This is a genomic window from Kordia sp., from assembly GCF_050633145.1.
Classification (GTDB): Bacteria; Bacteroidota; Bacteroidia; order Flavobacteriales; family Flavobacteriaceae; genus Kordia.
The window spans coordinates 24,649-48,983 of record NZ_JBOEFY010000025.1; the positions used below are offsets into that span (position 1 = coordinate 24,649).

Sequence of the window (24,335 nt, forward strand, 5' to 3'; positions counted from 1 at the left end):
TATAGCTACAAATATAAGTAAATGATGCTACAAATAGAAGTTATTTATTGAAACTACAGATTTTTGTTGTTTTGACTGTTAATCTGCGAGTTTGTTGATTTGTCAATATGAAATACCTTTTTGTAGAAATTAAGTGCTATTGAAGCTCTTCAAGTAAGTCTAATAAATACAAAACACGTTCGCGCAAGTGCCGTTTTTCATAAGTTACTACAGCTGCACGCGCCATGCTTCCGCCTTGATACTGCTTTTGGTAGTATGCATAGTAGAATTTTAAATTCGCCTTATGAAATGCCAACCATTTTTTCTGAGAAGCTTCTAATAAATCAAAATTTGATAATTTCGGATTGGCTTTTAATTGCTTTAATACCTTTGATAATTCAGTTTTCCATGAAGCCAAAGCTGCTTGTTCACATTTAATGCTTCCAATAGTTGTTGGCACAGCATTTTCTAAACATTTGCTGTTTTCTTTGTCGATTGGATGTGTATATTCTTGGCTAAAACTAATATGGATAGTGAGTAGAATGAAGAAGAAAGCAAATTTTTTCATGAGAAAAAGATAGTATATTTTCATGAATGTAGCAATTTGAAGTATAGAATTGAACATGAAAGTAAAAGTGCATCTCGATACAATTTTCTCCGTTTTACTGCGAAAATCACTCGATGTGACGATTTGATTTCAAATCTCTTTTTTACATGTTACATTCTGCGCGTCGAAATGTACGCAGAAATCCAGTCTTCAAAAATTAATAAATCGTCAGATCAACAAATATACGAATCAACAAAATTACTTTCTTCTTTTCTTATTTCTAAGATTAAAGTTTTTGTCACCTTTCGTTTTTGGCTTTTTGTATTTTTTTGCGATTTCTCTTCGATACGAACCACCTTGATTGGTTTTCTTATTTTTCTCTTTCTTTTCGTGAAAACCTTTGGCCAATCCTTCTGTTTTTGACGGATTGTTGTTTTCGCGAACATGCGTTTGTTCTTCAGGAGCTAGTTCGTTTGAAATAGAAACTTCTTCAGGAAACTCCAATGCTGGAATTTCGTAGTTCATTAGCGTTTCAATTGCTTCCTTATACTCTCGTTCTTTTTCGGTGTAAAATAAAATAGCATTTCCTTTGGCTTGCGCTCTACCAGCTCTACCAATTCGGTGCATGTAATTTTCTGGATAGTTTGGCGTATTAAAGTTGAATACATGCGTAATTTGATCTAAATCCAAACCACGTGCCATTACATCGGTTGCAACTAAAATTCTGTTTTCTCCAGCATTGAAATTTTCGATAGAACGAATTCTGTAATTTTGTGTTTTATTGGAGTGAATCACAGCAACATCGTCACCAAAATCTTGTCGTAAACATTCAAACAAACGATCGGCAATGCGTTTGTTAGAGATAAAAACCAACACTTTGCTATAGGTTTCTTTATCTTTTAGAATATGTGTGAGTAAGTTTACTTTCGTATAAAAGTTTCGAACCGAATAACAGGTTTGCGAAATATTGTCTAACGGCGTTCCACTTACTGCAATCGAAATTTTATGTGGCGCTCTAAAGAAATCGTCAATTAATAAATTTACATCATCGGTCATTGTTGCCGAAAACATGATGTTTTGTCGTTGGTCTGGTAGCAATTCGAAGATATTGGTAATCTGAAAACGAAATCCTAAATCTAACATCACATCAACCTCATCAATCACTAACTTCTTGATTGCTTTTAGTTGCAATGCTCTACTTAATACCAAATCGTACAAACGTCCAGGAGTTGCTACGATGATGTCTGCGCCTTGTTGTAAACTTTGCGCTTGTGCATTCATGTTAACGCCACCATATACACCTACAATTCGAACATTGATGTATTTGGCAAATGCTTCAATTTGTTCTACGACTTGAATCACTAATTCACGTGTTGGGACTAAGACTAAAATTCGCGGATTGACTTGCTTCGAAAATTTTAAATCGCGCAACAAAGGCAACATATACGCGAACGTTTTTCCTGTTCCTGTTTGCGCAATTCCAACCACATCTTTTCCTCCACGAATTACAGAAAAAGATTCTTCTTGAATTGGTGTTGGTGTTGTAAAACCTAAGTCTTCAATTGCGAAATGCAATTGTTTTGATAAGTCAAGATCCTGAAAAGTAGACATAACCGTGTAAATTTTGCGCAAATGTAGTGTATTTCATCGCTTTAGCGTGATGAAAGTAGATTTTATTGTTTTCTTACTTAAGATGAATCGTTTCTTATGTTATGTATTAATCAAATTTGAACTTTGGCGTCATGCAAGAAATGAGTTCTCCATCTAATGCAGTTGCGCCAATATATCCTTTTCCGCGTAGGTAATAAAAAAGAAAAGAATCGTCTTTTAATTCAGCTTTGATGATTAATAGGTTTTCATATTCGCAAAAAGGAGTATTTAGTGTTCCTTTATAACTCATAATTGTGTAGGTTGTATTTCCGTCCAACGTTTTCCAGGTATGATTTACTTTAAATGATGAATCGTATCGAACTTGTTCTTTTTTTAGTTCTTTATTGTAGGCATACACAACACCTTTTTCTGTTCGTAAATAGAGTAAGTCACTATTTCCTTCTTTCCAAGTTTGCTTGAATTCGATGTATGTTTTTCCGTTAAATTTCTTTTTCCCTAAAAGTTCTTCCGTATAGTGTGATGCTCCCCAAAAAAACTTTTTTATTGAAATATCAATAGGAAAGTAGCTTTCATTTTCTTTCGTTTCACAGAAACCTTCGCCTTCATCCAATTGTGCAAAACAGTTGCAGGTGAAGAGTATTAATATAGGAATTAAGATAAGTTGTTTCATAAATGCAATAAATGTAAAATTTTGTATAGTTTTCAAGATACAGAAACTTCAAGTCATTCACATACGATACAAGTAGCTTTTTACGATCTTTTGTTGTTTAGGATTTTCTTCGAGCCAATTTTTTACATTTACAATAGCTTTATTCAGGATCAGAACCATAGTTTAGTATAAAATCCAAATCTCTTTTATTTGTCGGTATAGGTTTGCCGTTGCTATCCCAAAACTTCCATTTTTTTGCATCCATGGAGTTACTGTAAAAGCTAAACGGACAACCTCCATGATCGTTTATTTCTATAAGTTTTGGATTAAACGTGCCTTCTGCAATTTTTACATTTTGTGGAGAATAAAAAGTCCAAAGACCAGTTTTGCATTGCTGTGTTTTTATAATTGGAACTATACCACAGATTGTGTATTGATGTAGCTTAGAATTCCCGAAACCTTTTATGTTTTTATAATCCCATTGCGGATTTTGTACAACCTCTTGCTTCTTTTCACAACTAAAAAGAACTAGTGATGTTATAATAAAAAGTGATAGCAAATTTCTTTTTGTCATGAAAATCTTTTTTAATTACAATCAACCAAGCTCAAACGTGGTAATTCCGAATATAGTATTGATGTTTACTTTTGGAGGATTTCCGTAATACATACGCGCACATTCAAAAATATAGGTAGCTTCATATTTTTCAACAAGTGCTTTTGCAGCTTTATTTACTATTGGAATATCAATACATAACGATTTCCCTTCAACTGCTGTTAAACAAGCTTTGTATAAAGCTTCAGCAATCGTAGGATTATCGGCAAATAAAGGACATACTTTGTAGCCTGTAATTGTTTTTCGAACAATAGCAAAACCTTTTAGTTGATTGTCTTCAACATATTTGAATGTTTTATTTCCTGGAAGTTGCAACCAAGGTTTTAAGAATTGCGGACGCGAAAAACCAAAACATTCTGAATCATATGCGAGAATAGCTTCAAAATCATCATCTTTTATAGAAGAAATATTCGGATCTATAGGAAAATCAGTTCCTTTTTTCTCATATCGAAGATCTCTAAAAGCAATTTCAAAACCGCCTTTTTGGTAAAATGCTTGCATCGCTACTACGCCATCCATACCAATTGCTGCATTTTTGTTTAATCGAGAGCGTAATTTATCACGTCTTAAATACCATAGTTTTTTGCCAATTCCGTGCGATCTGTATTCAGGTTTTACGATAAAAAATCCCATGAATCCAAATTCTCCATCATACGAAACAATTGAGCCACCAGCAATAAGTTTTCCTTCATGATGAAAACCATAAAATCCATCAGGATCAGTTGCAAAATATACATCAGCATCGTATATGCCCGTATTCCAGCCTTCTTGTTGTGCCCAAGTTGCTAAGGTTTTTACACCATTCAAATTGAGTTTTTCAAATTGTAAATCATCTATATTCATGGTAGTATGGCTGTTTAAAAATTGCAGTTTTTTGTAAAATATTAATTTGCATTGTGTACGTTCACAAATCCGTCAATTAATTGATCTAGCCAAATTTCGGTAGCTTTTGTGAGTTGTAAAAATAATTGATCTGTTTTGGTTGTAAAGTGCTTTTTGTCAATTGCATCTAAGCTCATTTCAATTGAATAATATTTATCGTTTAAGCGAATTTCATAGTATTTTTCAGTTCTATCAAGAATGCCAAAAAGGTTTTTGTCATTGTAATATGATGATTTTAAACTTGTTTCTGATGGTTTTAATAATTCGGTAAGGAGGATTCGAATCCGAATTGGTAATTTACTTTTATACTCGATAAAAGTTCTAGGACTCTTAAAAAACTCATCACTTATTTTTTGAGAATCGTCTGGGTTTTCATAAAAAAACACAAATAGACTATAGTTAAATTCAGCATCTATAAATAAGTTTACAGTACGCATATTGTCATAAAGTCCAGGTGAATAGGAATATGATGCGATATAATTCGCTTTTAATTTTTTTGTTTCAGATTCGTAAAAATCATTAGTATTGTAATGCATAGAAATAATATTGTCTAGCCAAATAACTTCTTCCAAAAACTTTTCTTTCCGTCTGTTTTATTGGAAGTTTCTAGCGTCGTTTAATTAGTTTCTTTCAATATTGATTCTTCCCACGAACCATTCACCATTTGCGGACGTGTATTGAGTTGCATGAAATGTTTGTCTATATTTTGCGAACGTGTGTATTGTTTTTTTGTAGTGAAATCTTTCACAGTTTCAGTTAACTCTAGGATTCTTTCCGTTTCGCTAACATCTGCAGTAAAACTAAAATTACGTTCTTTTAAAGGGTTTCTTTTTGCGTCCATCAATTTATATGTATTGTGGTACCCGTATTCGCCAACTTCTGTTTTTTCGATTTCAATAATTTGATTGTCTTTTAAATAACTATACGTTACCGTTTCGGCATCGCCACCTTCGCTTTTAGTAATTCCTAAATCAGCCCATGATGAAATGTCAAACTTTCCAAAATGAGCAAAATCAAATTTGGTATCTGTGATGATTCCGTTTCCTTTTTGACCATCTTTTTGTTGTACGGCACCACCATACACCCAACCTTCTTTGTTGTCTTTTGTAGTGACTTTCATCCAATAATCAGTATACGCAACACCGCGAAGTACAATAGTTTCTTTTGAATCGGATTTAGTCCCTGTAAACTCCAAGGCATCTTCCGAAGTATAGGTGCCAATTACGTTGCCTTTGGTGTTTGCCGCATCACGCAGATTTATATTATCTACCCAGGCATAATAGGTGTCATCTACTTTAGGAGTTTCAACTGCTTTCTCTGTTTCTTCTGTAGCAGCTTTAGTAGCTGTTTTTGATTTTTCTTTGGAATCACTTCCGCAAGAAGCTATCAAAATTATAAAACAAAGCATGCACAGTTTCTGGATAAAAGAATAAATTTTCATTTGATTGTTAGTTGGTTAAAATTGTGTTTCAATTTAAGAAATATTAAAAGACTTTTAAAAAAGTTCTTCTTTAAAAAAGGTTTACCTCAAAAAAGAAAACATTCACTATATAAAAAATTCCATTCACTCATCTTTTTCCCCTTTGGGTTGATAATCAGACAGATTTGTAGTGTTATTAAACGAAATTTTTTTACTAATCATTAAATTTTTAAACTATGAATTTTTCAACAAAAGAAAATCAAACGGATCTTTTAACGTTTACAGATCCTAATTCAGAAGTAATGGACAAACTATCCAATCAAGCATTACTTAGTTTACAAGGACAGCAACGTGCTGTTGAAAAAATTGTCAAAGCAAATAAACATTTGATAAATCAATCTTTTGATAACGGTTTGCAACCATTATACTTTAGGTGTAAAGGTTTGCTATCTATAACATTAGCGGTTTCAATTAATCAATTGAGTATCGAAATGATGCGTTTCTCAGGTTCTGATGAAGATCTTAAATTTTATGGTGAAGGTCCAGGAAAAGAAGTTGGAGGTTATACAGCTGGTTTTCGAGGTTGGTTTTCAATACAACCTACGAAATTGGTTGAGTTAGAAAAAGTAGATTATACTATTTATGAAACTCCAGAAAACACAGGAACTAATATTACTTTCTATACCGATGAAGGAGTTATTATAGGAGTTATTGCTACAGATAATATTAATGTAAAACCTAGAACTTTAAACGGATCTGGAGCATTTAAACAATAATGATTTAGAAATGTTACTGTATTACTAAGCATGACAAGTTTACTTTAAATAAACGGGTTTTATCAACGCTGTTTGAGATTATCAAGTGTGCTTATTATTCAGATTTAATAAAACAGAATTAAATTTATAAAAATCAGCCATTTACCTTAATTTTTATTAAATTAAAACATTAAAAATTGTTTCGGTTACTAATTATTAAGGTATTATAAAACCAACATATTATGTTAATTACATCATCATCTTATCCAGATACTAATAAAATTTCATTTGCAGTTCAGGTAGAACGCTTATATGAAGCAATTACTAAAACAGACATCGCTTTAGGGACTTCAGCAAAACCAATTCCTATAGATACTTTTGTAGCTATTAATGATCCCAATTTATACGAATTTAACGGCGGTGAAACGATTGCTTTTCAGTTGGTTGAAGCTAGTGATTCAGCAGATGAAAAAATGAAATTAGAACTAGTTGCTTGTAGAATACACAACGTAGGACAAGATTTCAATGCAAGATTTGTAACACTTCCTAATCCATGGAAACATGTATTTGATACAAGCCCAAAAAACATTTTAGAACTTCCTGACGGTTCTCTAACTATAAAACCTATTGACGATGTATGTGCTATTACTGTAATTAAAGATTCTAGAGCTGATGCACTAACCTCGTTCCTTTCCTATGAGGTTGTTTTTAAATCGACAATTAATATTACAGCACCATCTGGGGAAAGTAAACTTAGAACTTTTTATTTTGTGATTGATCCGTTAATTAAAGTGACTTCAGGCGGAAGCGGTAAATTATAAAAATGTATGATGTTCAATAAACTTTTTTCTTTTTTCACTGTATTTCTGATTGGAAGTAGTATTTGTTTTGCTCAAAATGCAAATAGGCTAGATAGTTTAGTTACTGTTTTGGAAAACAATAAGTTGCCTAAAAATGAAAAGATTCAATTATTAATTAAAATAGCACATAATCATACTAATACAGATGAAGGAATGCATTATGCAAAACAATCATTGCAAATGGCTATTGAAATTAATGACCTAGTATTACAGTCACAAGCATGGGAAGAAATTGGAACTATTGAACAGCGATTAGGAAATAAAAACAATGCCTTAGATGCAATATTTAAGGCATTGCATATTTATGATTCGTTAAATTTGAAAGACAAACAAGCTGCATCGTATATGCAAATTGGAGGGCATCATGTTGGAGAAAAAGAATACGATCCGGCAATTATATATTTTCAAAAAGCAGAAAAAATTTATTCAGAAATTGAAGATGATTTGTACTTGGCTTTTGTATTGACAAACTTAGGAGAAGCCTATCGGTTTGAAGGACAGTTGGAAAATGCAACAACATCGTTAACGAAAGCTTTGGAGTTAAATAAATCATTAAAGAACGATGTTGTTGAAGGGTATGCGTTAGGAAATTTGGGAATGGTATATGCAGCTGAAAGTAAATTCACGAAAGCAAAAACATTTTTAACCAAAGCAATCGCAATTACCAATAGATTACAAGGTGCGTATCCTACATGTGTTTATATAGCTGCACTAGGAAGTGTTTACGAGAAGGAAGGTGATTTTTTACTTTCAGAGAGTAAGTATACTGAAGCGTTTGCAATGGCAAAGAGTGCTGGACTCAAAGAACAAATTAGAGATTTTAGCGCTGTGCTTACAGGTTTTTATGAAAAACATAGCGATTATAAAAAAGCATTAAAGTTTCAAAAAGTATATCAGCAATATCAAGATAGTTTAGTCAACAGAGAAAACATTCAAAAGAATGAGCAACTCAAAGCTGATTATGAAGTATCGAAACGAGAATCAGAAATAAGCATATTAAATATTACAAACGCAAATCAAAAAAGATGGGGAATTGCCTTAATCTCTGGGTTTGTAATCTTATTATTTCTCGCTTATTTATTATATCGTGGGAATCGAGAAATTAAAAAATCGAATCAAGTTTTATCAGATCAAAAAGAACTTATTAGCAAACGTGAGCAAGAAAAAGCATTGTTGCTGCAAGAGTTGAATCATCGAGTAAAGAACAATTTGCAAATGGTGTCGAGTTTACTCAATTTGCAAAGTAGAGAACTCACAGGTCATCCAGCGAGAGAGGCTATTTTATCAGGAAAATATAGAGTAGAAGCATTGTCGTTAGTACACCGTAAATTATATCAGGAAGGTGTTGATACAAAGATTCCACTCAAAGATTATATTCAAGAATTGGTGTTAGGATTGTTTGAAGGTTATAATGCCGAGTTTGAACCCAATTTTTCTATTGCAGATATCAATATAGGAATTGATGTGGCTATTCCGTTGGCGTTAATTATCAATGAAATGGTGATTAATTCGCTGAAATACGCATACGACGGAATTGAAAATCCTTTGTTGAAAATTGTGATTATGCAAGAAACTAAAGAAGACTTACACCTTCAAGTGATTGATAACGGCATAGGTTTTACAAAAAATGATAATGAAAAAAACAACTCATTCGGACTTAAATTAATTACTTCTTTAATAGAACAATTGGAAGGAACAATGGAACGAATTAATACCAAAGGAACACATTGGGAAATGAAAATAAAACTTTCCTAATTCCATCATAAAAGAAAAACATGAGCACTACCATAAAAATTTTAGTTGTTGAAGATGAAATCATATTGGCACACGATATTCGTGATCGATTGTCTGATATGAATTATGAAGTTGTCGGAATTGCACCTTCGGTGGCAAAAGCGGTGACTATACTAGACGAAAATAATGCGATTGATATTATCATGATTGATATCATCTTAAAAGGAGATAAAGACGGAATTGAATTGGCACGAATTGTAAATGAAAAGTATCATGTTCCATTTATCTTTTTAACATCGCATGCAGATACTTCATTAGTTGAACGTGCAAAAAAAGTACATCCGTATGCGTATATTTTAAAACCGTTTAATGACCGACAAGTTAAAATTGCTATTGAATTGGCTTTGATGAATTTTTCAAACAAAACACCAGGGAAAGATGTGTTTGAAAGCAAAGAAACTATTGTGGAAGAATCACAGGTTTTGCAAATAAAAGACAGTTTGTTTCTAAAAAAAAATTACCACTTTGTACGTGTACCTTTAACAGATATTTTATTCATAGAAGCAGACAATAATTACTGTACAGTGTATACAAAATCTGAACGCTTCGTGTATGCAGTTGTGATGAAAAAGATCGAATCGCAATTACCAGCTACAAACTTTATTCGAACACATCGAAGTTATATTGTCAACATCAATCAGGTGAGTGGATTTGAAGGGAACATCTTATTTGTGGGAACACATAAAATTCCAGTAAGTAAATCGCAAAAAGAACAGGTGTTTAAGCTTTTTAAGACGATTTAGGAATTTGATATCATAAAAAAACGCCAGGTTGACATCTTCAATCTGGCGTTTTTTTTACGATAAAGAATGATTTACTTTTTATACGTAATTGTTTCTCTAACCATTTTAATTGTCTTTTTAGCTTCATCTGATGAGTTTCCGTATTCGTTTGGAGAATCTTGGAAGGCAAGAATGCGTGTTTTTCCATCTTTCATTGGAATTTCTAGAAAATCTTGGGTAAGTTTTTCGCCCATTAAATTCACATTGATTCTTTTTCCATATAATTCTCTTCCGCCTAAACTCATGGAAGTTTTTTCAATTTTACAATTTTCTCTTCCATAACGTCCTGCAATTTCATTTACAAAACTATCAAAACTGCTTCCTTGCATAATTTCAAAAAACATAATCACAAAATTATTTCCATCAAACATCCAGTTTTTATATCCAAAATCTTCTTCATATTCAAAACCTAAATTTGAAGGATAACTAAAGGAAATGGTTCCATTATTAAAAGTTCGAGAATCTGCAATTTTCACAGAAACAGTAGTGCCATTTTGTTTTATGGTTTCTCCTTCTGAAATTGTATGTTTCTTACCATTAATGGTGACAATTAAACCAGCTTTTGGCTCTTTGGTAGCATCCGATTGTGCTTGTGCGAAATATAAATTTCCAACCAAAAATAAAGAAAGTAATAGTACTGAAAATTTCATATAAATGTAATTAAGTTGACTATAAACCTACGATTTTCTTTTTAGTTTTCCGCTTTTATATAGCAGATTTGTTATTTTTTGCTTGCTTGCTAAATTGTAAAATAGTACTAATCATTAGTGAGATATTTAATACTACAGAGATAATATGAATTGCAGGAATACTACTTGAGTCAAACCCAAAACCACGATCAAAAGTTAGGATGTGAATTATAGAAACCAAGGTGAGAAATAGTATAACAACATAAAAAACTATAGTTATTAAATTGAAACGATTTTCCTTTATAAAATGCTGTACAATAAACACGCATAAAAGTATAGGGAAACTATAATACAGACTAAACATTGCGTCGATACTGAATTCGTTTGTGACAAATTCAAAAACGATCAAAAGTACTACGAGAATAGCAACTAAGATTGAAAATTGTTTCAAGGAAAATTTCATGAATATAATTAAGTTGACCATAAACCTACGATTTTTTATAAACTTAAAAAATGCACACAAAAGTATGTATCGGAATTCATAAATCGCGATATTCTTCTTTTCCTTTCAAGGATTTAGTTCTTTAACTTAGAGATGAAAATTAACTGTAAAATTACATATCATGAAGAAAAAGAATTTAAACTCGTTATCGCTTAACAAGTCATCAGTATCAAATTTAGATGCATTAACGACTTCAGGAGGAAGATTAGCTAGTGGAGTTGATTGTGTAACACAAGTAGGGTCTTGCCAAACAACCTCTTGTGTGTGTACTGATAATCCTTTAGTTTGCGCACCATCTTGGGATGGAACTTGCGGTACAGGAATCCTTAGTTGTATTCCACCAAGAAAGTAAACATCATTGCAACATTAAAAAGCGGTTGTCTAAAAAGTTTTAAAAGCACAGTTCAACATATAATTTGGTTTGACAAAATTCTACTTTCGAGACAGCCTCTTTTTTCAAGTGTTTATTTTTTAATTAAAATAGCACGCTTCTTTTGTAGATGTTCTTTTTCTAAAGAATTTGTCACGGTTTGAAGCGCCAAATCAATATTCTCTATTGCTTTTTCTATGTTGTTTGTAGCGAACTCGTAATCGGAAAGTGTTCCGTAATACAGATAACTTCGTTGTTCCAAATCGCTGGCTTCCAATTGATCCAAATAGTATTTCGCTTTCGTAAAATCGGAGCTTTGCAAACACACAACGGCCATTGTCAATACATGAATAGGAATGGGTTGCATAGCATACAAACATTCATACCAATATAAAATTTTTGACCAATTGGTATCATCAAAATGCGCTGCACGTAAATGTTCTGCTGCAATTGCCGCTTCGTAATGATAACAAGAAAACTCAGCATCAGCAACGGCTTTATTCATCATTGTATTTGCAAGTTCTACTAATGGAAAATGCCACAAACTGCGATCTTGTTGTTTTAAATCGAGGATTTCATTTGACGAATTTATTTTTGCATCCAATCGTGCTGAATGAAAACACATCAATGCAAACAATGCATACACAGCCGATGTTCGAGTCAATTCATTTTTAAGTAACATTTTACACAAACGCATGGCTTCTCCGCATAGTTCTTTCCGAATTAAGGTTTCTTGCGTATTGGAATGAAAACCTTCGTTAAAGATTAAATACAAGACTTCCATAACGCTTTCCAAACGTTGTGGCAATGCTTTTCCTTGCGGAATATGAAATTTGATTGTTCCTTTTTGGATGGTTTTGCGAGCGCGAAACAAGCGTTTTTTTACCGTTTCTTCTTTGGTCAATAGTGCAGACGCAATTTCTTTAATGCTAAATCCAGAAACGGTTTTTAAAGCAAAGGAAATTCGGTCACGTGGATCTAAACTTGGGTGACAAGCTGTAAAAATCATGCGCAGTTGTGCATCTTCAATTTCAGCGTCTAAAAAGAGTTCGTTTACGGCAATAAAATCACGGCTTTGTTGCAGATTTGGAAGTAGATTTTTCTCTGCTTTTAACTTTCTAAAAATATCTAAGACTCGGTTTTTAGCCGCTTTTGTCAACCAAGCTTCTGGGTTTTCAGGTTGTTGTTGTCGCCAAGCAATACTGGCTTTAATAAACGTATCTTGTACGGCATCTTCAATAATTTCAAGATGCGAAAGCCCAAAAATTCGGGTTAACACAGAGACCATTTTTCCACTATGATAGCGAAATAAATGGTCTATGAGTTTGTGTTCCATTATTTGTGATCTTCAAAAACAGTTACTTCTCTAATTTCAACAGTTCCGCCTAAATCATAATCAGGGAAGTCTTGCGCAATTTCTTGAACGGCGTCAAAATCGTTGGCAACTACCAAATAATAACCGCCAATAATTTCTTTTACCTCTGTAGAAGTCAAATCGGTCACGGTACGATTTTCACCAACAATGCGACGTATTTGAGGATTTAATGCATTTCCACCGCGCAAAATTCCTGCTTGTTCCATTTTATTTCCCCAAGCGAACCATTTTCCCATACGGTTTTGTAATTCTTCTGGCGAAAGCCCTAAATCAGCATAATCTGCTCCGACGAAAATCATCATAAATTCTTTCATAATAGTGTTTTTTATAAGGTTTATATGTTTAAGACGTTTTGCAAAAGACAAAAGAGGACATATTTTGTAATTATTTTTTTTCTGGATTTTGAAATGCTTGTGAAACCATCCGTTTTACAACCATTCGATGAAATGGTTTGATGAGGTTCATGTATATTTTACCTTTCTTATTGTTGTACTCAACTAATGTAGTCACTTTTATATTGTGTGAAGCTACTTTGGTATCGGAAACAATGGCTCTAAAATTTAAGTGACTGTCGTTAGCGCCTAAAATGATTTCGTTGGGAGCGATATCGTAAATCTTGAAGAATTTGATGTAACCGCCAACTTTAAAATCTTCATTATAATCTGGTGGAACACCTGTTTTCAATCCGAAGAATTGTACAATACTATTTCTAACTTTAAACAAAAACCTAACCCATTTTGGCGTTGTGTTAAAAACTAGATTCGTAACTTCTTGAATAGAATGTTTGTGATTTGTTGTTGAAAATGTATCTGCAAAATCAACTTTTGGAAATAATTGCGTTGCTTTTTCCGAGATAAAAACGGTTTCCTCTTTTACTTTTAACATTGTGAATAGGTATAAATGTCAATACTTTTTAAAGAAACCTAAAGTTACGACATTCACTAGCGATTTGCATATTTTTCCAAAGCTTTTCTAAGTATTATTCCATCTTTTTTAGTTGGATTCCAAGAATAGCTAATATTGTTTACTTTGCAGTAGCGTTCAAAATCACCATACAATTTCTCGTTGGCTTTATTGTTGTTTGTTTCGCCTGGAGCAAAATCATATTTTTGTTTTAAAATCTTTTTATCTTTTAAATAATACGTTGTTTTGAAACTACGCAGTTTTCTTTTAAAAGCAACATCAATATAATTAGAACTCTTTTCAATCAATATGATAATTGAGTCGTTTTCAGAAACTACTTTTTCAATTGTTGTTGATGAACTCAGTTCTTTTGCCCATTCTAAATTTCTCAAAAGTTCTGCTCTATTTTTAACTTCAACAAAATCGTTTCTAAACGTTTCTTTATAATTCTCATCAGCCATAGAAGCCAATTTAGCCGCGTCAAAATTATTTCGTGCCTTTATAAAGGATTTAACAACTGTAAGATTTTCACTGTCGTTTGTACAAGATACCATACATACAACTGAAAAAACTAAGATTAAAACATGTTTAAAATTCATTATACTCTCTTTTTAAAAAATTTGCTTAAAGATACTTTTCTTTTATTACGAATGGCATATTTTTTCTTCTAAAATATAACCAGCCACATCTTTTGCCCAAACTTGATACGCTAATTCTGACGGATGTACACCATCGCTAAAAAAATCTTCGGGAGCCGCATCAAGATTCATTCTGTCAACTAAATCATGATATTCTAAACCTTTGGCTCTGTAATATACGTTTTCGTAATCTTTAACGACTTTCTCTAGTTCTTTTCCTAGATGTAATACCAAGTTTCCAATGATAAACTTAAATGCGCCTGTAAATGGTGTAAACTCTTTAATTGGCGGCATGTTGGCAAATACAATTGGAGTTTTTGGATAACTAAAACGAATATTGTCTAGTAAAGCACGAATATCTTTGTTCCATCGTTTTGGAGAACTGAGTTTAAAAGTATCGTTTCCGCCGAGTCCAATTACGATTAAATCTACCGATTCATCTTTAATTTGTGGAATGATTTTTTGGAGGACACATTGTACTGTATATCCACTTTTTGCATACACTTTCCATGAAATATTTGTCGAAATTTCTTTAGATAATTCTTTTGCTAATGTTCCTGTAAATCCAGATTCATTCGTACTTGCGCCAACGCCAGCAATGGTACTTTCGCCAATGGTAATCAACTGAAATAACTGTTCACTATTTACTTTACTGATACCTTCAATATCAGTTGCTTCAGGCAATTTAGGTAAATTTCTTTCTATTTTTCTTCCTTGAAAGTAGAGTAGTGGCAAAAGCGGAATAGAAACTATCGCGCCAAGCGTATATTTAAGATTCATGGTAATTTGGTCATTTTGCGTCGTTTGTAAAGTATCCAAAACACGAAAAGTACTAAAATAATTGCAAATATGTAATAGTAATACATATTTGATGTTTCTGGAAATACAATAGGACTAATGTCTCCCGAGATAACAAAGCCTGCCCAATAATACGGATGCCTAAAGTTTTCATCATCCGTTTGTGCAATGTACATTTCTTTAGCACGTTGTAATGCCGTTGCTTTGTCCATGCCCGTTTTTAAATTTTCATAAAACAAGCCCATAATGATTGCTGTTGTTTTATCGGAAATTTTCCACAAACTCATCACGGTACTTTTGGCACCTGCATAATTAAATGCATTGGCTATACTTTGCAATCCTTTTCCGTTTTCGTTTGTTCCTCCTCCAGATTCGCAAGAACTCAATGTAACCAAATCGGCAGGAAAACTCATGTCATAGAGCGATTTTGCTTTTAAAATATAATCAGATGGTGACTGATTGCCCTCAGCATAAAAAATAATTTTACTCTGCAATGGAAGCTCAAAATCTACTTCCGAATGTGTGGTTAAATGAATGATATCATATGTATGCGACGTTTCAATAAATGTTTGTTTCAGTGCTAATTCACCAGTTTTCATAGTGGCACTTGTCAAACTTTCAATAGTTGTTGCTTCTTCATAACTACTTGGCAACGGTATTGCATGTTTTGATTCTTCATTCTTAACAAAAAGCGGCGCAAATACAATCGTTTTAGCAACCTTTTTTTGTGGATTGTAGATGTTTTGACGCAAATTATTGAGTCGCACAAACGGTTTTTTATACGCTACACATTCGCGAAATACATCAAAAGGAATCAAATTTAAAGCTCCATCTAAAAGTAAAACAGTTGGTTTTTCAGAATCGATATATTTTTCTAGAATCACCTTATAAAGCGCGTTATTATATTCTTTATAAGAATCTCCTACATTAAGTGAAACGAATCCAAGGTACATAGTGAGTGTGTTTCTAAGTGTCTGATCCAATAGAATTTTATCAAACTTCAAGTTGCCTGCATTATAATTAAATATAAAAATATAGTCGTTGGTAACCGTGTATGAAATACAGTTATAGCCTTTTAATTGTGTAGAAACGACTTCTTCTATTGCGACTTCGTCAGTATATTTTAACGCATAGTATTTTGGGTATTTCTCGCGAATTTTAGCTTTAAGCGCATTGAACTCCTTTTGAATACTTTCATTTTCTTTTGTGAAAATTGTCGCGTCTATTTGTGCTTGTAAAGAAGCTTCTTTTTTGCGAATCTCAATAGGAATATTATCAAATAATTTCTTTTCAGACGTGCGTTTGAGTTCGTTTAGTATAAAAACATTTTTACTTTCATCACTAATAGTCAATGCATCAAAAAACAGTTTTTTGTCCTTTGTTTCGGTCCATTTTTGATGGAAAGCAAGTAATAAGTCATTATAAAACTGATTAAACTCTGCGGGTTTTATAAACTCATCTTCATCACTTCTAGCGCCAAGTGTTTTTAAATTGGCGTGTGCTTCTTTAAATGTATGCAATGCAATTTTTAAATACTTTTCGTTATTCGTTTTTTGATAAACTGCAAAACTAGTTTTAGCTTTAAATAGTAATCGTGTATATAGAAAATCTTTAAAACGTGCATTTTTAAAAGAAACTTCCTTAAAAAAGTCGTTTGTTTGTGATGCTTCTGACACATGTAAATTGAGTGCCTTTTGTATATTTTCCTGCCATTGCTCGTCATGATTAGGTTCAAATGCGCTTAAATTGTAATGTGCTTTTGCCAAACGTAAAAAATCACCTGATCGATAACCAACAGTAGCATTTTCATAAGTAGGCTCGATCTGTAAGTTTTCTATAAAGGAAATCACTTTATGGTTCATTCCTATTTCTAAGAAAAGATCACTTTTTATTTGTGTGAAATACCACTGTGAAAAATGTTCTTTATAACCAGATTCATCAATTATTTTTTGAAGATCGTTTACAGCTTTAAAAGCTACTTTATAATCTTTAGTTTTTGTATAGAATTCAATTTTAGCACGGTAAAAATCGAACGTAGTAAAGATATCTTTTTCGTCTACTAAATCTTCCGATTCAATATGATCTAATTGGTCTCTCGCTTTTGTGTTATAATCAGCCAGTACATAGGTTGTAAACAATTCCATTTCGGCGTTAAATACATTGTAATTGTTTCGTCTTGCATAACCGACGGCTAATTTGGCAGACTCTTCCGCAGCTTTATAATTAAATAATTCTTGTTCGTTAATTGTTAGTGCGTGTAGCGTATGTGAATATGCAGCTTTATAAGCTTCTGTATGTTGGTTTTCTATTTTTACAAGATGCATGAATGCCTTTTCAGCGAAAGACTTTGCTGCTGCATAATTTCCAGCAGCGTAGCTAACACCTTGTAGTTTATTATAATATTCAGCAATTTCTAAAGTTTCTTTAGAAATGCGTTCAATCAAAGGAATTCCAGCTTTTAAAAAGCGTTCAATACTATCATTTTCAATATAAGTAGCTTGTAAAGCAGTTGCAATATTGATGCGAGATTTAAGTGAACGCTTAATGTTTGCTTGCTGTTGATATAAACTATCTGCTTTTAAAAATGTGTGTACAGACGCATTGAATTCTCGTTTGTAATAGAATTGTCGTCCAGCTTCAAAGAGTGAATCTGCTGTTTTTTTAGCTTCTTCAGTTACAATAACTTTTGTTTTTTCTTGCGATTGTTTTTTACAAGAAATAACAGTGCCAAAACAACAGATAAGTGTTGTTATTACTATTACCAATTTTGATCGAAGAAAAGTCATAAAAAAAGCTTCTTTCCCCAAATATATAAGATTTTATGTTGGAATTGAATATTTAGATTCTATTTGAATAAGCTATTAATTGTAAAAATGTTTAATCATTTTGTATATTTGTTAAACAAAATTAAAAAATGAAGAAAGCTCACCTTCCGTCAAAAGTTTGTAAAATTTGTCAACGACCTTTTAATTGGCGTAAAAAGTGGGAACGTGTTTGGGACGAGGTTCAATATTGTAGTGAGCGCTGTCGCAGAAATAAAAATAAATAGAATATGACTAAAACAGGATTGGTTTGGTTTCGAAATGATCTGCGCATTCACGATCAAATCTCTCTGGTAAAAGCTGCCAAAGAAAACAGTTTTGTAATGGCAGTATACTGTTTTGATCCGCGTCATTTTGAAAAAGATTGTTTCGGATTTATCAAAACAGAAAAATATAGAGCGCAGTTTTTAATTGAAACAATTTCAACTTTGCAACAAGAGCTGGATGAACTTAATATTCCACTATTTGTACATATTGATTTGCCCGAGAAAATAGTTGCTGAATACGTAAAGATTCACAATATAACTTCTGTGTATTTGCAAAAAGAATGGACTTCCGAAGAAGTGAAAGTTTCAAACACCGTTAAACAGAGAATTGCAGATACTGTGAATTGGATTGAAACTTACGATCAGTTTTTGTTTCATCCTGAGGACATTCCGATGACAATCGATAAAATTCCTCAAGTATTTACGGTATTTAGAAAGAAATGTGAAAAGTACGCAAGCATTCGAAAATTGGAAACTATTTCTAAAATGCCAGAGAAAAACCGTGTGACACATCTGACGAAAGTCCCAACATTACAAGATTTAGGTTTGCCAAGTTTACAACAAGATACACGAACAGCATTTCCGTTTAAAGGTGGCGAAAAATCAGGATTGCAACGTTTACAAGACTATGCTTGGAACACACAAAAACTATCATACTATAAAAAAACACGCAACGGATTAGTAGGAACAGATTACAGTTCTAAATTTTCAGCTTGGTTGGCAAACGGAAGTTTATCACCACGAATGATTTACCATGAAGTCAAAAAATATGAATCAGAGATTATTAAAAATCAATCTACGTATTGGATGATTTTTGAATTGATTTGGCGCGACTTTTTTAAATATATTTCCCTAAAACACGGCAGCAATATTTTTAAACTAGAAGGAATTTTACACCAAACCTACGATTGGAATACGGATGAAACTATAATTCAACAATGGATTGATGGTAAAACTGCTCAACCTTTTGTAAACGCAAATATGCTAGAACTGAAACATACAGGTTGGATGAGCAATCGCGGTCGCCAAAATGTAGCTTCATATTTTGCCAAAACATTACAACTTGATTGGCGAATTGGTGCCGCATATTTTGAATCGTTGTTGATAGATTATGATGTACATAGTAATTATGGTAATTGGTTGTATGTTTCGGGAGTAGGAAATGATCCTCGCAATCGAACTTTTAATGTACAACTCCAGGCAAAACGTTATGACGTGAATAATAAATTCCAAAATCTTTGGTTACAAACTAGTTTATTTTAAATGAAGATAGCACGATTAGTATTAGGCGATCAACTGAATTATCAGCATTCTTGGTATGATGATACAAATGATGATGTGGTTTATTTTATGGCGGAAATGCGTCAAGAAACGGATTATGTAAAACACCATATTCAGAAAGTTGTGGCGTTTTTTAAAAGTATGCGTTCGTTTGCGGTTTGGTTAAAGAATGAAGGATGTGAAGTTGTGTATTATCAATTAGATGATGAAAGAAATCAACAAGATTTAGTTTCTAATTTGAAGCAACTAATTAAAGAACATAGTATAGAAAAGTTTGAATATCAATTGCCTGATGAATATCGTTTGGATGAACAGTTGAAAAATTTTTGTAACGAATTAGAGATTGAAACAGAAGCTTTTGATTCTGAACATTTTTTGACTTCACGAACTGATTTTACCGATTTTTTTGAAGGGAAAAAGCAATTAGTGATGGAATATTTTTATCGCAATATGCGGAAGAAGTATGATATTATGATGTTGACAGCAAAAGATCCTGAAGGCGGAAAGTGGAATTTTGATCACAGCAACCGTAAAAAGTGGAAAGGTTCGCCAGCAATTCCTGAAGAAAAGCAAATGAAAAATGATGTTTCAAACATTTGCAAAATGATTTCTAATGCAGCAGTAAAAACGATTGGAAATATTGATATAGATAATTTTCATTGGCCAACAAATCGTAAAGCTAGTTTAGATGTATTAAATTATTTCTGTGAAAATTTATTAGTTCATTTCGGCGATTATCAAGATGCGATGCATACGGAAGAACATTTTTTGTTTCATAGTCGTTTGTCATTTGCGATGAATTCAAAAATGTTGCATCCAAAGGAAGTGATTGAAACTGTAGTTTCGTATTGGAGAAATCATAAAGATGTTATTGATATTTCGCAAGTAGAAGGTTTTGTGCGACAAATTTTAGGTTGGCGTGAATATATGCGCGGAATGTATTGGAAAGAAATGCCAAATTATAGAACTTTGAATAAATTAAACAATACAAATTCGCTTCCTGATTTTTTCTGGACAGGAAATACGAAAATGAATTGTTTGAAACATGCCATTTCACAGAGCTTAGACAAAGCTTATGCGCATCATATTCAACGATTGATGATTACTGGGAATTTTGCCCTGCTCACGCAAATGCATCCCGACGAAGTTGATGAATGGTATTTAGGCATTTATATTGATGCGATTGAATGGGTTGAAATTACAAATACACGAGGAATGAGTCAATTTGCCGATGGCGGATTGGTAGCTACGAAACCGTATGTTTCTAGCGGAAGTTACATTCATAAAATGAGCAATTATTGTAAAGATTGCGTCTATAAAGTATCTAAGAAAGAAACCGAAGATGCATGTCCGTTCAATTCATTATATTGGAATTTTTTAGATGAAAAGCGTGAATATTTTAAAGGAAATCAGCGCATGTCAATGATGATGAATTTGTTGAATAAAATGGATAAAACAAAGTTAGAAGCTCTAAAAAGTAGAGCACGGGCAGTTATTGCGAATCCAGACAATTATTAAAAGAAAAACTTGAAGTTATGCAAGAAGAAGATAAAAGACCAGATAATGTTGTTTTTGATGAAGAATCAAATAGTTATAATGCATCTTTAAAAGCCTACGGAACCAATGTTGGCGCGCCAACCATTACAACTTCTGATACAGTTACTTGGAAAAATGTAAACATTGATAAAGTCAACAAGCAAGTAAAAGCACGTTACGACGAATTGAAAGCTGAGTATGACGCATTGATGGAAAAGTTTGAATACAACAACTTGATTTACAACGCAAAATTCAATTTTGAACCAATTGTTGGAGAGATTTATCATTTGTATCGCGACAAAAATCAGCAACCATTTTTATCGATTATTTCGCCAGATCATTGTCGTTTTGACTTTGTGGAAAGTTTTCGTTTGAATGCTGATAAAATGTGGGAAGTTGTTGCGGATTAATGCCTACAATTAAATAGTACACTGTTGAAAAAGAAATGGAAACATAAGACTTGGAAAGAAAAGAAGAAAACTTTTAGAATTGGAGCTGTTGTTTGTATAATCTTTCTAGGACTTTCATTCATTCAAACACCTAAATATGAGGAAGAAGACTTGACCTTTGTTACAGTCGTTTTGACTGGGAAGCCTAAGTTTAAAAAGAGAGTAAGTACAAAGGGAAGTACTTCATATTGGCTAGTCTTACCTACTAAATCTATTAATTATGATGTCACCGGAATTGACTATAAATATTTAAAAAGTTATCGGTTTCGAAGTGATATAAGAAAAGGAGATCAATTAAAGTTTGGAGTCGTAGATGATAAAGTTTTTTGTATAAGCAAAAATAACGTCGATTATATGCAATTTGCAAAAGCACAATTTCATAAACAACAAAATCAATTGTTCATAAGATGGTTGTCTTCCTGTGCGCTGTTCTTATCTGTAATTCCTTTAGTGTTTAAAGAGAAACCAAAATTAAAATATAATGATGGAAGTTATCACGATATAAGTTTTGGAACAATTTTTATTTTGGGAACTATAATATGTTTTATTATTATTTTAATAATTATTGGACCTAAGTTTCTAAGCGGAAGTGAATTTGCTTAATAGCTTACAATCTTCTGTCATTCAATTAAAGTTTGTTTTCTAAATACGCTTTAAATTCTCCCTTTTTATCTACATGCAACGCAATCTTAGTAAATGTCTTTTTAATGCCGAATAAACCATGTACTATTTGTTCGTTGTGAGTTTCAATCAATACATTATGACCTTCTATTTCGCCTAATAAAGAAAGGCGAGTAATGTTTTCTTCTTTGTCAAATTCTTTAGTTGTCAGCGTAATTTTTTTGATGTCTTCAATTGGAATCTCAGCTTCTTGCATGACTCCGTAACGCAATAGTACACGATCATTTTCTACAGCAATTGGACGTTTCATTAGTGATTTTGCAAAGCCAAAAATTTGCAGTCCAGAGTAGGCACTTAAAATCGTGAGAATCCATGCAGCAACTTCACTCCATTTTGCCAATAATATGTGTATAGGAACAATTTCTATAGCTACAATTACAATTAAGATGAAGAAGAGTGCTAGTGAACTACTTTCTTTGTGATTACTGAATTCGTTTTCGGCTAATTTTCTACGTTTCCAATACACAAATCCATAATAGAATATTGAGATTTCAGTTGCAAAAGGAACGACTGCAGGTTTTGGTAAAATTTCTGCGCAAGTTGTTTTTAGTGCTGTAAAAAAGTCTAAAGATTTGTTTTCTTGCTTTCTATGAAATAAAACGGCTTTTCGCACTTTATAAATTATAAAAGAAGCTACTCCAACTTCTATTACAGGTAAAAACCAAGTTTTAAAAAGTTGCAAATATTCTTGATTGGCTTCTGGTAAAGAGAAAAATCCAATTGCCAATCCAATAATCATCATAGGAACAACAGTGGTTTTGGGAATGCTTGTTTTTCTAATTAGCAGAAAATACACAATAGGAATTGTCAATAATAAATCGGCAGAAACCGCAAATGTAAGTGTGCTTGAATTTTCTAAAAAGTACGGAGATTTAATGAAAAAGTACGTGCCGATAAAGAGCGCTAAAGGAATCAAAAATTTGGCAAAACGTTGTTGAAAATCTAGTAGTGTTTGCATAGTGTACCGTTTTTGAGTTGGCTTCGCCATGTTAGTATAAAGCTTTCCCGATTTGTTACACAAAAAACAAACAAATTTCAAACAACGTTTTGCAATGTCTTTAGGCTTGTTTTAAACTTTCTATATCATTGATTAATTGTTTCAATTTTGTGGCAATTGGTCCGTAACTCATTTTAAAAGAAAAACGATAGAAAGCTACTGAAAATATGGTCGCTAATGGCACAATAGCAAATAACCATTCATTCGGATATTGTAAACTTTCTACACCAAAAATTTTACCAATAGTCTTATCGTATTGATTATAATACGTATAAATTGCCATAGGTAATACCAATGCAGGTGTTCCTATCCAAAGCATTTTTGCAGTCGTATTTCTACTTTGTAATAACAGTTTATGTAACGATTTTAAAAAGTCATAACAATTGGTTTCTTTATTTGCATTTTCAATATTCTGAATTTGCTTTTTTACAAAAAAATACCAAATAATACACCATATAGAACCAATACTTCCTGACCAAAGGCTATTACCAATGAGATAGTTTCCGATTAAGAAAACGACAGATAATATAAGCAATACTTTAGGTTCAGTATGCAGCATGCGCATGAGTTTATCTGCTAAATGTTGCGATTTTTGATTGTATAGATTTTCAATTTTTGGTGCGGTCAATGTTTCATTATTGATAAACCCTTGTTTCCAAATATGTTCAATTGATTTTTCCATGTACTAATTTTTTAAGCTGTTCTTTAATTCGATTGATGCGAACGCCAATTGTACTGACATTCATTCCCATAATGCTTGCTATTTCTTGATACGATTTCTCCTCCAAATACAATACAATGATTGCTCTGTTGATTTCATTTAATTGTTTGATGGCTTTGTAGAGTTCATTTAAAGAAGCTTCTTTGAAAAACGCTTGACTGTCGTCTAAAATATCTTGTGGAATCGCGTCCGATACAAAAGTGTTTGTGTTTTTCTTATTTTTCTTTAATAAGGTTAAACATACGTTTAATGAAACTCTGTAAATCCATGTTGACCATTCCGATTTTCCACTAAAATTGTTGCGACTGCGCCAAATTTGCAAACAAACTTCTTGATAATAGTCTTCAAAATCTTCTTGCGAATTGCTATAAGCACGACAGATTTTAATAATAATTGCCGCATGCGGAAGAATATGAGATATGTAAAAATCCTGACTCATTTAAAAAGTTTCTTGAATGTGCTTTTGAATGATTCT

General features: G+C 32.5%; 27 protein-coding genes. 10 read left to right on the plus strand and 17 right to left on the minus strand.

Annotation, left to right across the window (positions count from 1 at the left end; genetic code table 11):
* Positions 1 to 136: 136 nt before the first annotated feature.
* The 7 genes from ACRBBL_RS13090 to ACRBBL_RS13120 form a co-directional block, all read right to left on the minus strand.
* Positions 137 to 547, minus strand: coding sequence for a lysozyme inhibitor LprI family protein (locus ACRBBL_RS13090; RefSeq protein ID WP_431369512.1), 411 nt, complete (start codon positions 545 to 547; stop codon positions 137 to 139).
* A gap of 237 nt (positions 548 to 784) precedes the next feature.
* Positions 785 to 2,137, minus strand: a complete 1,353-nt coding sequence (locus ACRBBL_RS13095) for a DEAD/DEAH box helicase (protein ID WP_431369513.1) — start codon at positions 2,135 to 2,137, stop codon at positions 785 to 787.
* A gap of 106 nt (positions 2,138 to 2,243) precedes the next feature.
* On the minus strand, positions 2,244 to 2,807 hold the full coding sequence (locus tag ACRBBL_RS13100) for a hypothetical protein (protein ID WP_431369514.1): 564 nt from the start codon (positions 2,805 to 2,807) through the stop codon (positions 2,244 to 2,246).
* 139 nt (positions 2,808 to 2,946) lie between these two features.
* The gene (locus tag ACRBBL_RS13105) at positions 2,947 to 3,360 is read right to left on the minus strand and encodes a hypothetical protein (RefSeq protein WP_431369515.1); all 414 of its coding nucleotides are present in this window, start codon (positions 3,358 to 3,360) and stop codon (positions 2,947 to 2,949) included.
* Between the two features lie 21 nt (positions 3,361 to 3,381).
* Positions 3,382 to 4,242, minus strand: coding sequence for a GNAT family N-acetyltransferase (locus ACRBBL_RS13110; RefSeq protein WP_431369516.1), 861 nt, complete (start codon positions 4,240 to 4,242; stop codon positions 3,382 to 3,384).
* 41 nt (positions 4,243 to 4,283) lie between these two features.
* Positions 4,284 to 4,817 carry a hypothetical protein gene (locus tag ACRBBL_RS13115; RefSeq protein ID WP_431369517.1) on the minus strand — a complete coding sequence of 178 codons (534 nt, stop codon included), beginning with the start codon at positions 4,815 to 4,817 and terminating at the stop codon, positions 4,284 to 4,286.
* A gap of 80 nt (positions 4,818 to 4,897) precedes the next feature.
* Positions 4,898 to 5,689: an SH3 domain-containing protein gene (locus ACRBBL_RS13120; RefSeq protein WP_431369518.1), complete on the minus strand. Its 792-nt coding sequence runs from the start codon at positions 5,687 to 5,689 to the stop codon at positions 4,898 to 4,900.
* 248 nt (positions 5,690 to 5,937) lie between these two features.
* Between ACRBBL_RS13120 and ACRBBL_RS13125 the strand changes: the two genes are divergently transcribed.
* The 4 genes from ACRBBL_RS13125 to ACRBBL_RS13140 all read left to right on the plus strand — a co-directional run bounded on the left by ACRBBL_RS13125 (position 5,938) and on the right by ACRBBL_RS13140 (position 9,853).
* Positions 5,938 to 6,477 (plus strand): hypothetical protein, encoded by a 540-nt coding sequence (locus tag ACRBBL_RS13125; RefSeq protein WP_431369519.1) that lies wholly within the window; start codon positions 5,938 to 5,940, stop codon positions 6,475 to 6,477.
* A 221-nt stretch (positions 6,478 to 6,698) separates the two neighbouring features.
* Entirely contained in the window at positions 6,699 to 7,277 is a 579-nt protein-coding gene (locus tag ACRBBL_RS13130; protein WP_431369520.1) for a hypothetical protein, read from the plus strand.
* 6 nt (positions 7,278 to 7,283) lie between these two features.
* Entirely contained in the window at positions 7,284 to 9,071 is a 1,788-nt protein-coding gene (locus ACRBBL_RS13135; RefSeq protein ID WP_431369521.1) for a tetratricopeptide repeat-containing sensor histidine kinase, read from the plus strand.
* Between the two features lie 20 nt (positions 9,072 to 9,091).
* The gene (locus ACRBBL_RS13140; RefSeq protein WP_431369522.1) at positions 9,092 to 9,853 is read left to right on the plus strand and encodes a LytR/AlgR family response regulator transcription factor; all 762 of its coding nucleotides are present in this window, start codon (positions 9,092 to 9,094) and stop codon (positions 9,851 to 9,853) included.
* 71 nt (positions 9,854 to 9,924) lie between these two features.
* Here ACRBBL_RS13140 and ACRBBL_RS13145 read toward each other — a convergent pair whose 3' ends face one another.
* Positions 9,925 to 10,542 (minus strand): hypothetical protein, encoded by a 618-nt coding sequence (locus tag ACRBBL_RS13145; RefSeq protein ID WP_431369523.1) that lies wholly within the window; start codon positions 10,540 to 10,542, stop codon positions 9,925 to 9,927.
* Between the two features lie 602 nt (positions 10,543 to 11,144).
* Between ACRBBL_RS13145 and ACRBBL_RS13150 the strand changes: the two genes are divergently transcribed.
* Positions 11,145 to 11,375, plus strand: coding sequence for a hypothetical protein (locus tag ACRBBL_RS13150; protein ID WP_431369524.1), 231 nt, complete (start codon positions 11,145 to 11,147; stop codon positions 11,373 to 11,375).
* Between the two features lie 112 nt (positions 11,376 to 11,487).
* On the opposite strand, the gene ACRBBL_RS13155 is transcribed toward ACRBBL_RS13150, so the two are convergent.
* The 6 genes from ACRBBL_RS13155 to ACRBBL_RS13180 all read right to left on the minus strand — a co-directional run bounded on the left by ACRBBL_RS13155 (position 11,488) and on the right by ACRBBL_RS13180 (position 17,893).
* Complete coding sequence (locus ACRBBL_RS13155) at positions 11,488 to 12,729, minus strand: RNA polymerase sigma factor (RefSeq protein ID WP_431369525.1); 1,242 nt, start codon at positions 12,727 to 12,729, stop codon at positions 11,488 to 11,490.
* Entirely contained in the window at positions 12,729 to 13,082 is a 354-nt protein-coding gene (locus ACRBBL_RS13160) for a YciI family protein (protein WP_431369526.1), read from the minus strand. The genes ACRBBL_RS13155 and ACRBBL_RS13160 overlap by 1 nt, the downstream gene beginning before the upstream one ends.
* 70 nt (positions 13,083 to 13,152) lie before the next feature.
* The gene (locus tag ACRBBL_RS13165) at positions 13,153 to 13,653 is read right to left on the minus strand and encodes a DUF2867 domain-containing protein (RefSeq protein ID WP_431369527.1); all 501 of its coding nucleotides are present in this window, start codon (positions 13,651 to 13,653) and stop codon (positions 13,153 to 13,155) included.
* Positions 13,654 to 13,709: 56 nt separating this feature from the next.
* Entirely contained in the window at positions 13,710 to 14,270 is a 561-nt protein-coding gene (locus ACRBBL_RS13170; RefSeq protein WP_431369528.1) for a hypothetical protein, read from the minus strand.
* A gap of 45 nt (positions 14,271 to 14,315) precedes the next feature.
* Complete coding sequence (locus ACRBBL_RS13175) at positions 14,316 to 15,089, minus strand: SGNH/GDSL hydrolase family protein (RefSeq protein ID WP_431369529.1); 774 nt, start codon at positions 15,087 to 15,089, stop codon at positions 14,316 to 14,318.
* The gene (locus ACRBBL_RS13180) at positions 15,086 to 17,893 is read right to left on the minus strand and encodes a CHAT domain-containing protein (protein WP_431369530.1); all 2,808 of its coding nucleotides are present in this window, start codon (positions 17,891 to 17,893) and stop codon (positions 15,086 to 15,088) included. Before ACRBBL_RS13180 ends, ACRBBL_RS13175 begins: the two co-directional genes overlap by 4 nt.
* 128 nt (positions 17,894 to 18,021) lie before the next feature.
* Between ACRBBL_RS13180 and ACRBBL_RS13185 the strand changes: the two genes are divergently transcribed.
* The 5 genes from ACRBBL_RS13185 to ACRBBL_RS13205 are packed head-to-tail and all read left to right on the plus strand — an operon-like array spanning position 18,022 to position 22,064.
* On the plus strand, positions 18,022 to 18,156 hold the full coding sequence (locus ACRBBL_RS13185) for a DUF2256 domain-containing protein (protein WP_431369531.1): 135 nt from the start codon (positions 18,022 to 18,024) through the stop codon (positions 18,154 to 18,156).
* A 3-nt stretch (positions 18,157 to 18,159) separates the two neighbouring features.
* Positions 18,160 to 19,458, plus strand: a complete 1,299-nt coding sequence (locus ACRBBL_RS13190; RefSeq protein ID WP_431369532.1) for a DASH family cryptochrome — start codon at positions 18,160 to 18,162, stop codon at positions 19,456 to 19,458.
* Positions 19,459 to 20,994: a cryptochrome/photolyase family protein gene (locus ACRBBL_RS13195; protein WP_431369533.1), complete on the plus strand. Its 1,536-nt coding sequence runs from the start codon at positions 19,459 to 19,461 to the stop codon at positions 20,992 to 20,994.
* A 17-nt stretch (positions 20,995 to 21,011) separates the two neighbouring features.
* Positions 21,012 to 21,422, plus strand: coding sequence for a DUF2452 domain-containing protein (locus ACRBBL_RS13200; RefSeq protein WP_431369534.1), 411 nt, complete (start codon positions 21,012 to 21,014; stop codon positions 21,420 to 21,422).
* 24 nt (positions 21,423 to 21,446) lie between these two features.
* Positions 21,447 to 22,064 carry a hypothetical protein gene (locus ACRBBL_RS13205; protein WP_431369535.1) on the plus strand — a complete coding sequence of 206 codons (618 nt, stop codon included), beginning with the start codon at positions 21,447 to 21,449 and terminating at the stop codon, positions 22,062 to 22,064.
* Between the two features lie 25 nt (positions 22,065 to 22,089).
* Here ACRBBL_RS13205 and ACRBBL_RS13210 read toward each other — a convergent pair whose 3' ends face one another.
* The 3 genes from ACRBBL_RS13210 to ACRBBL_RS13220 all read right to left on the minus strand — a co-directional run bounded on the left by ACRBBL_RS13210 (position 22,090) and on the right by ACRBBL_RS13220 (position 24,299).
* A complete protein-coding gene (locus ACRBBL_RS13210; RefSeq protein ID WP_431369536.1) occupies positions 22,090 to 23,100 on the minus strand; it encodes a hypothetical protein in 1,011 nt (336 codons plus the stop codon).
* 100 nt (positions 23,101 to 23,200) lie between these two features.
* Positions 23,201 to 23,821 (minus strand): hypothetical protein, encoded by a 621-nt coding sequence (locus ACRBBL_RS13215; protein WP_431369537.1) that lies wholly within the window; start codon positions 23,819 to 23,821, stop codon positions 23,201 to 23,203.
* Positions 23,805 to 24,299 (minus strand): RNA polymerase sigma factor, encoded by a 495-nt coding sequence (locus ACRBBL_RS13220; protein ID WP_431369538.1) that lies wholly within the window; start codon positions 24,297 to 24,299, stop codon positions 23,805 to 23,807. Before ACRBBL_RS13220 ends, ACRBBL_RS13215 begins: the two co-directional genes overlap by 17 nt.
* Positions 24,300 to 24,335 lie beyond the last annotated feature (36 nt).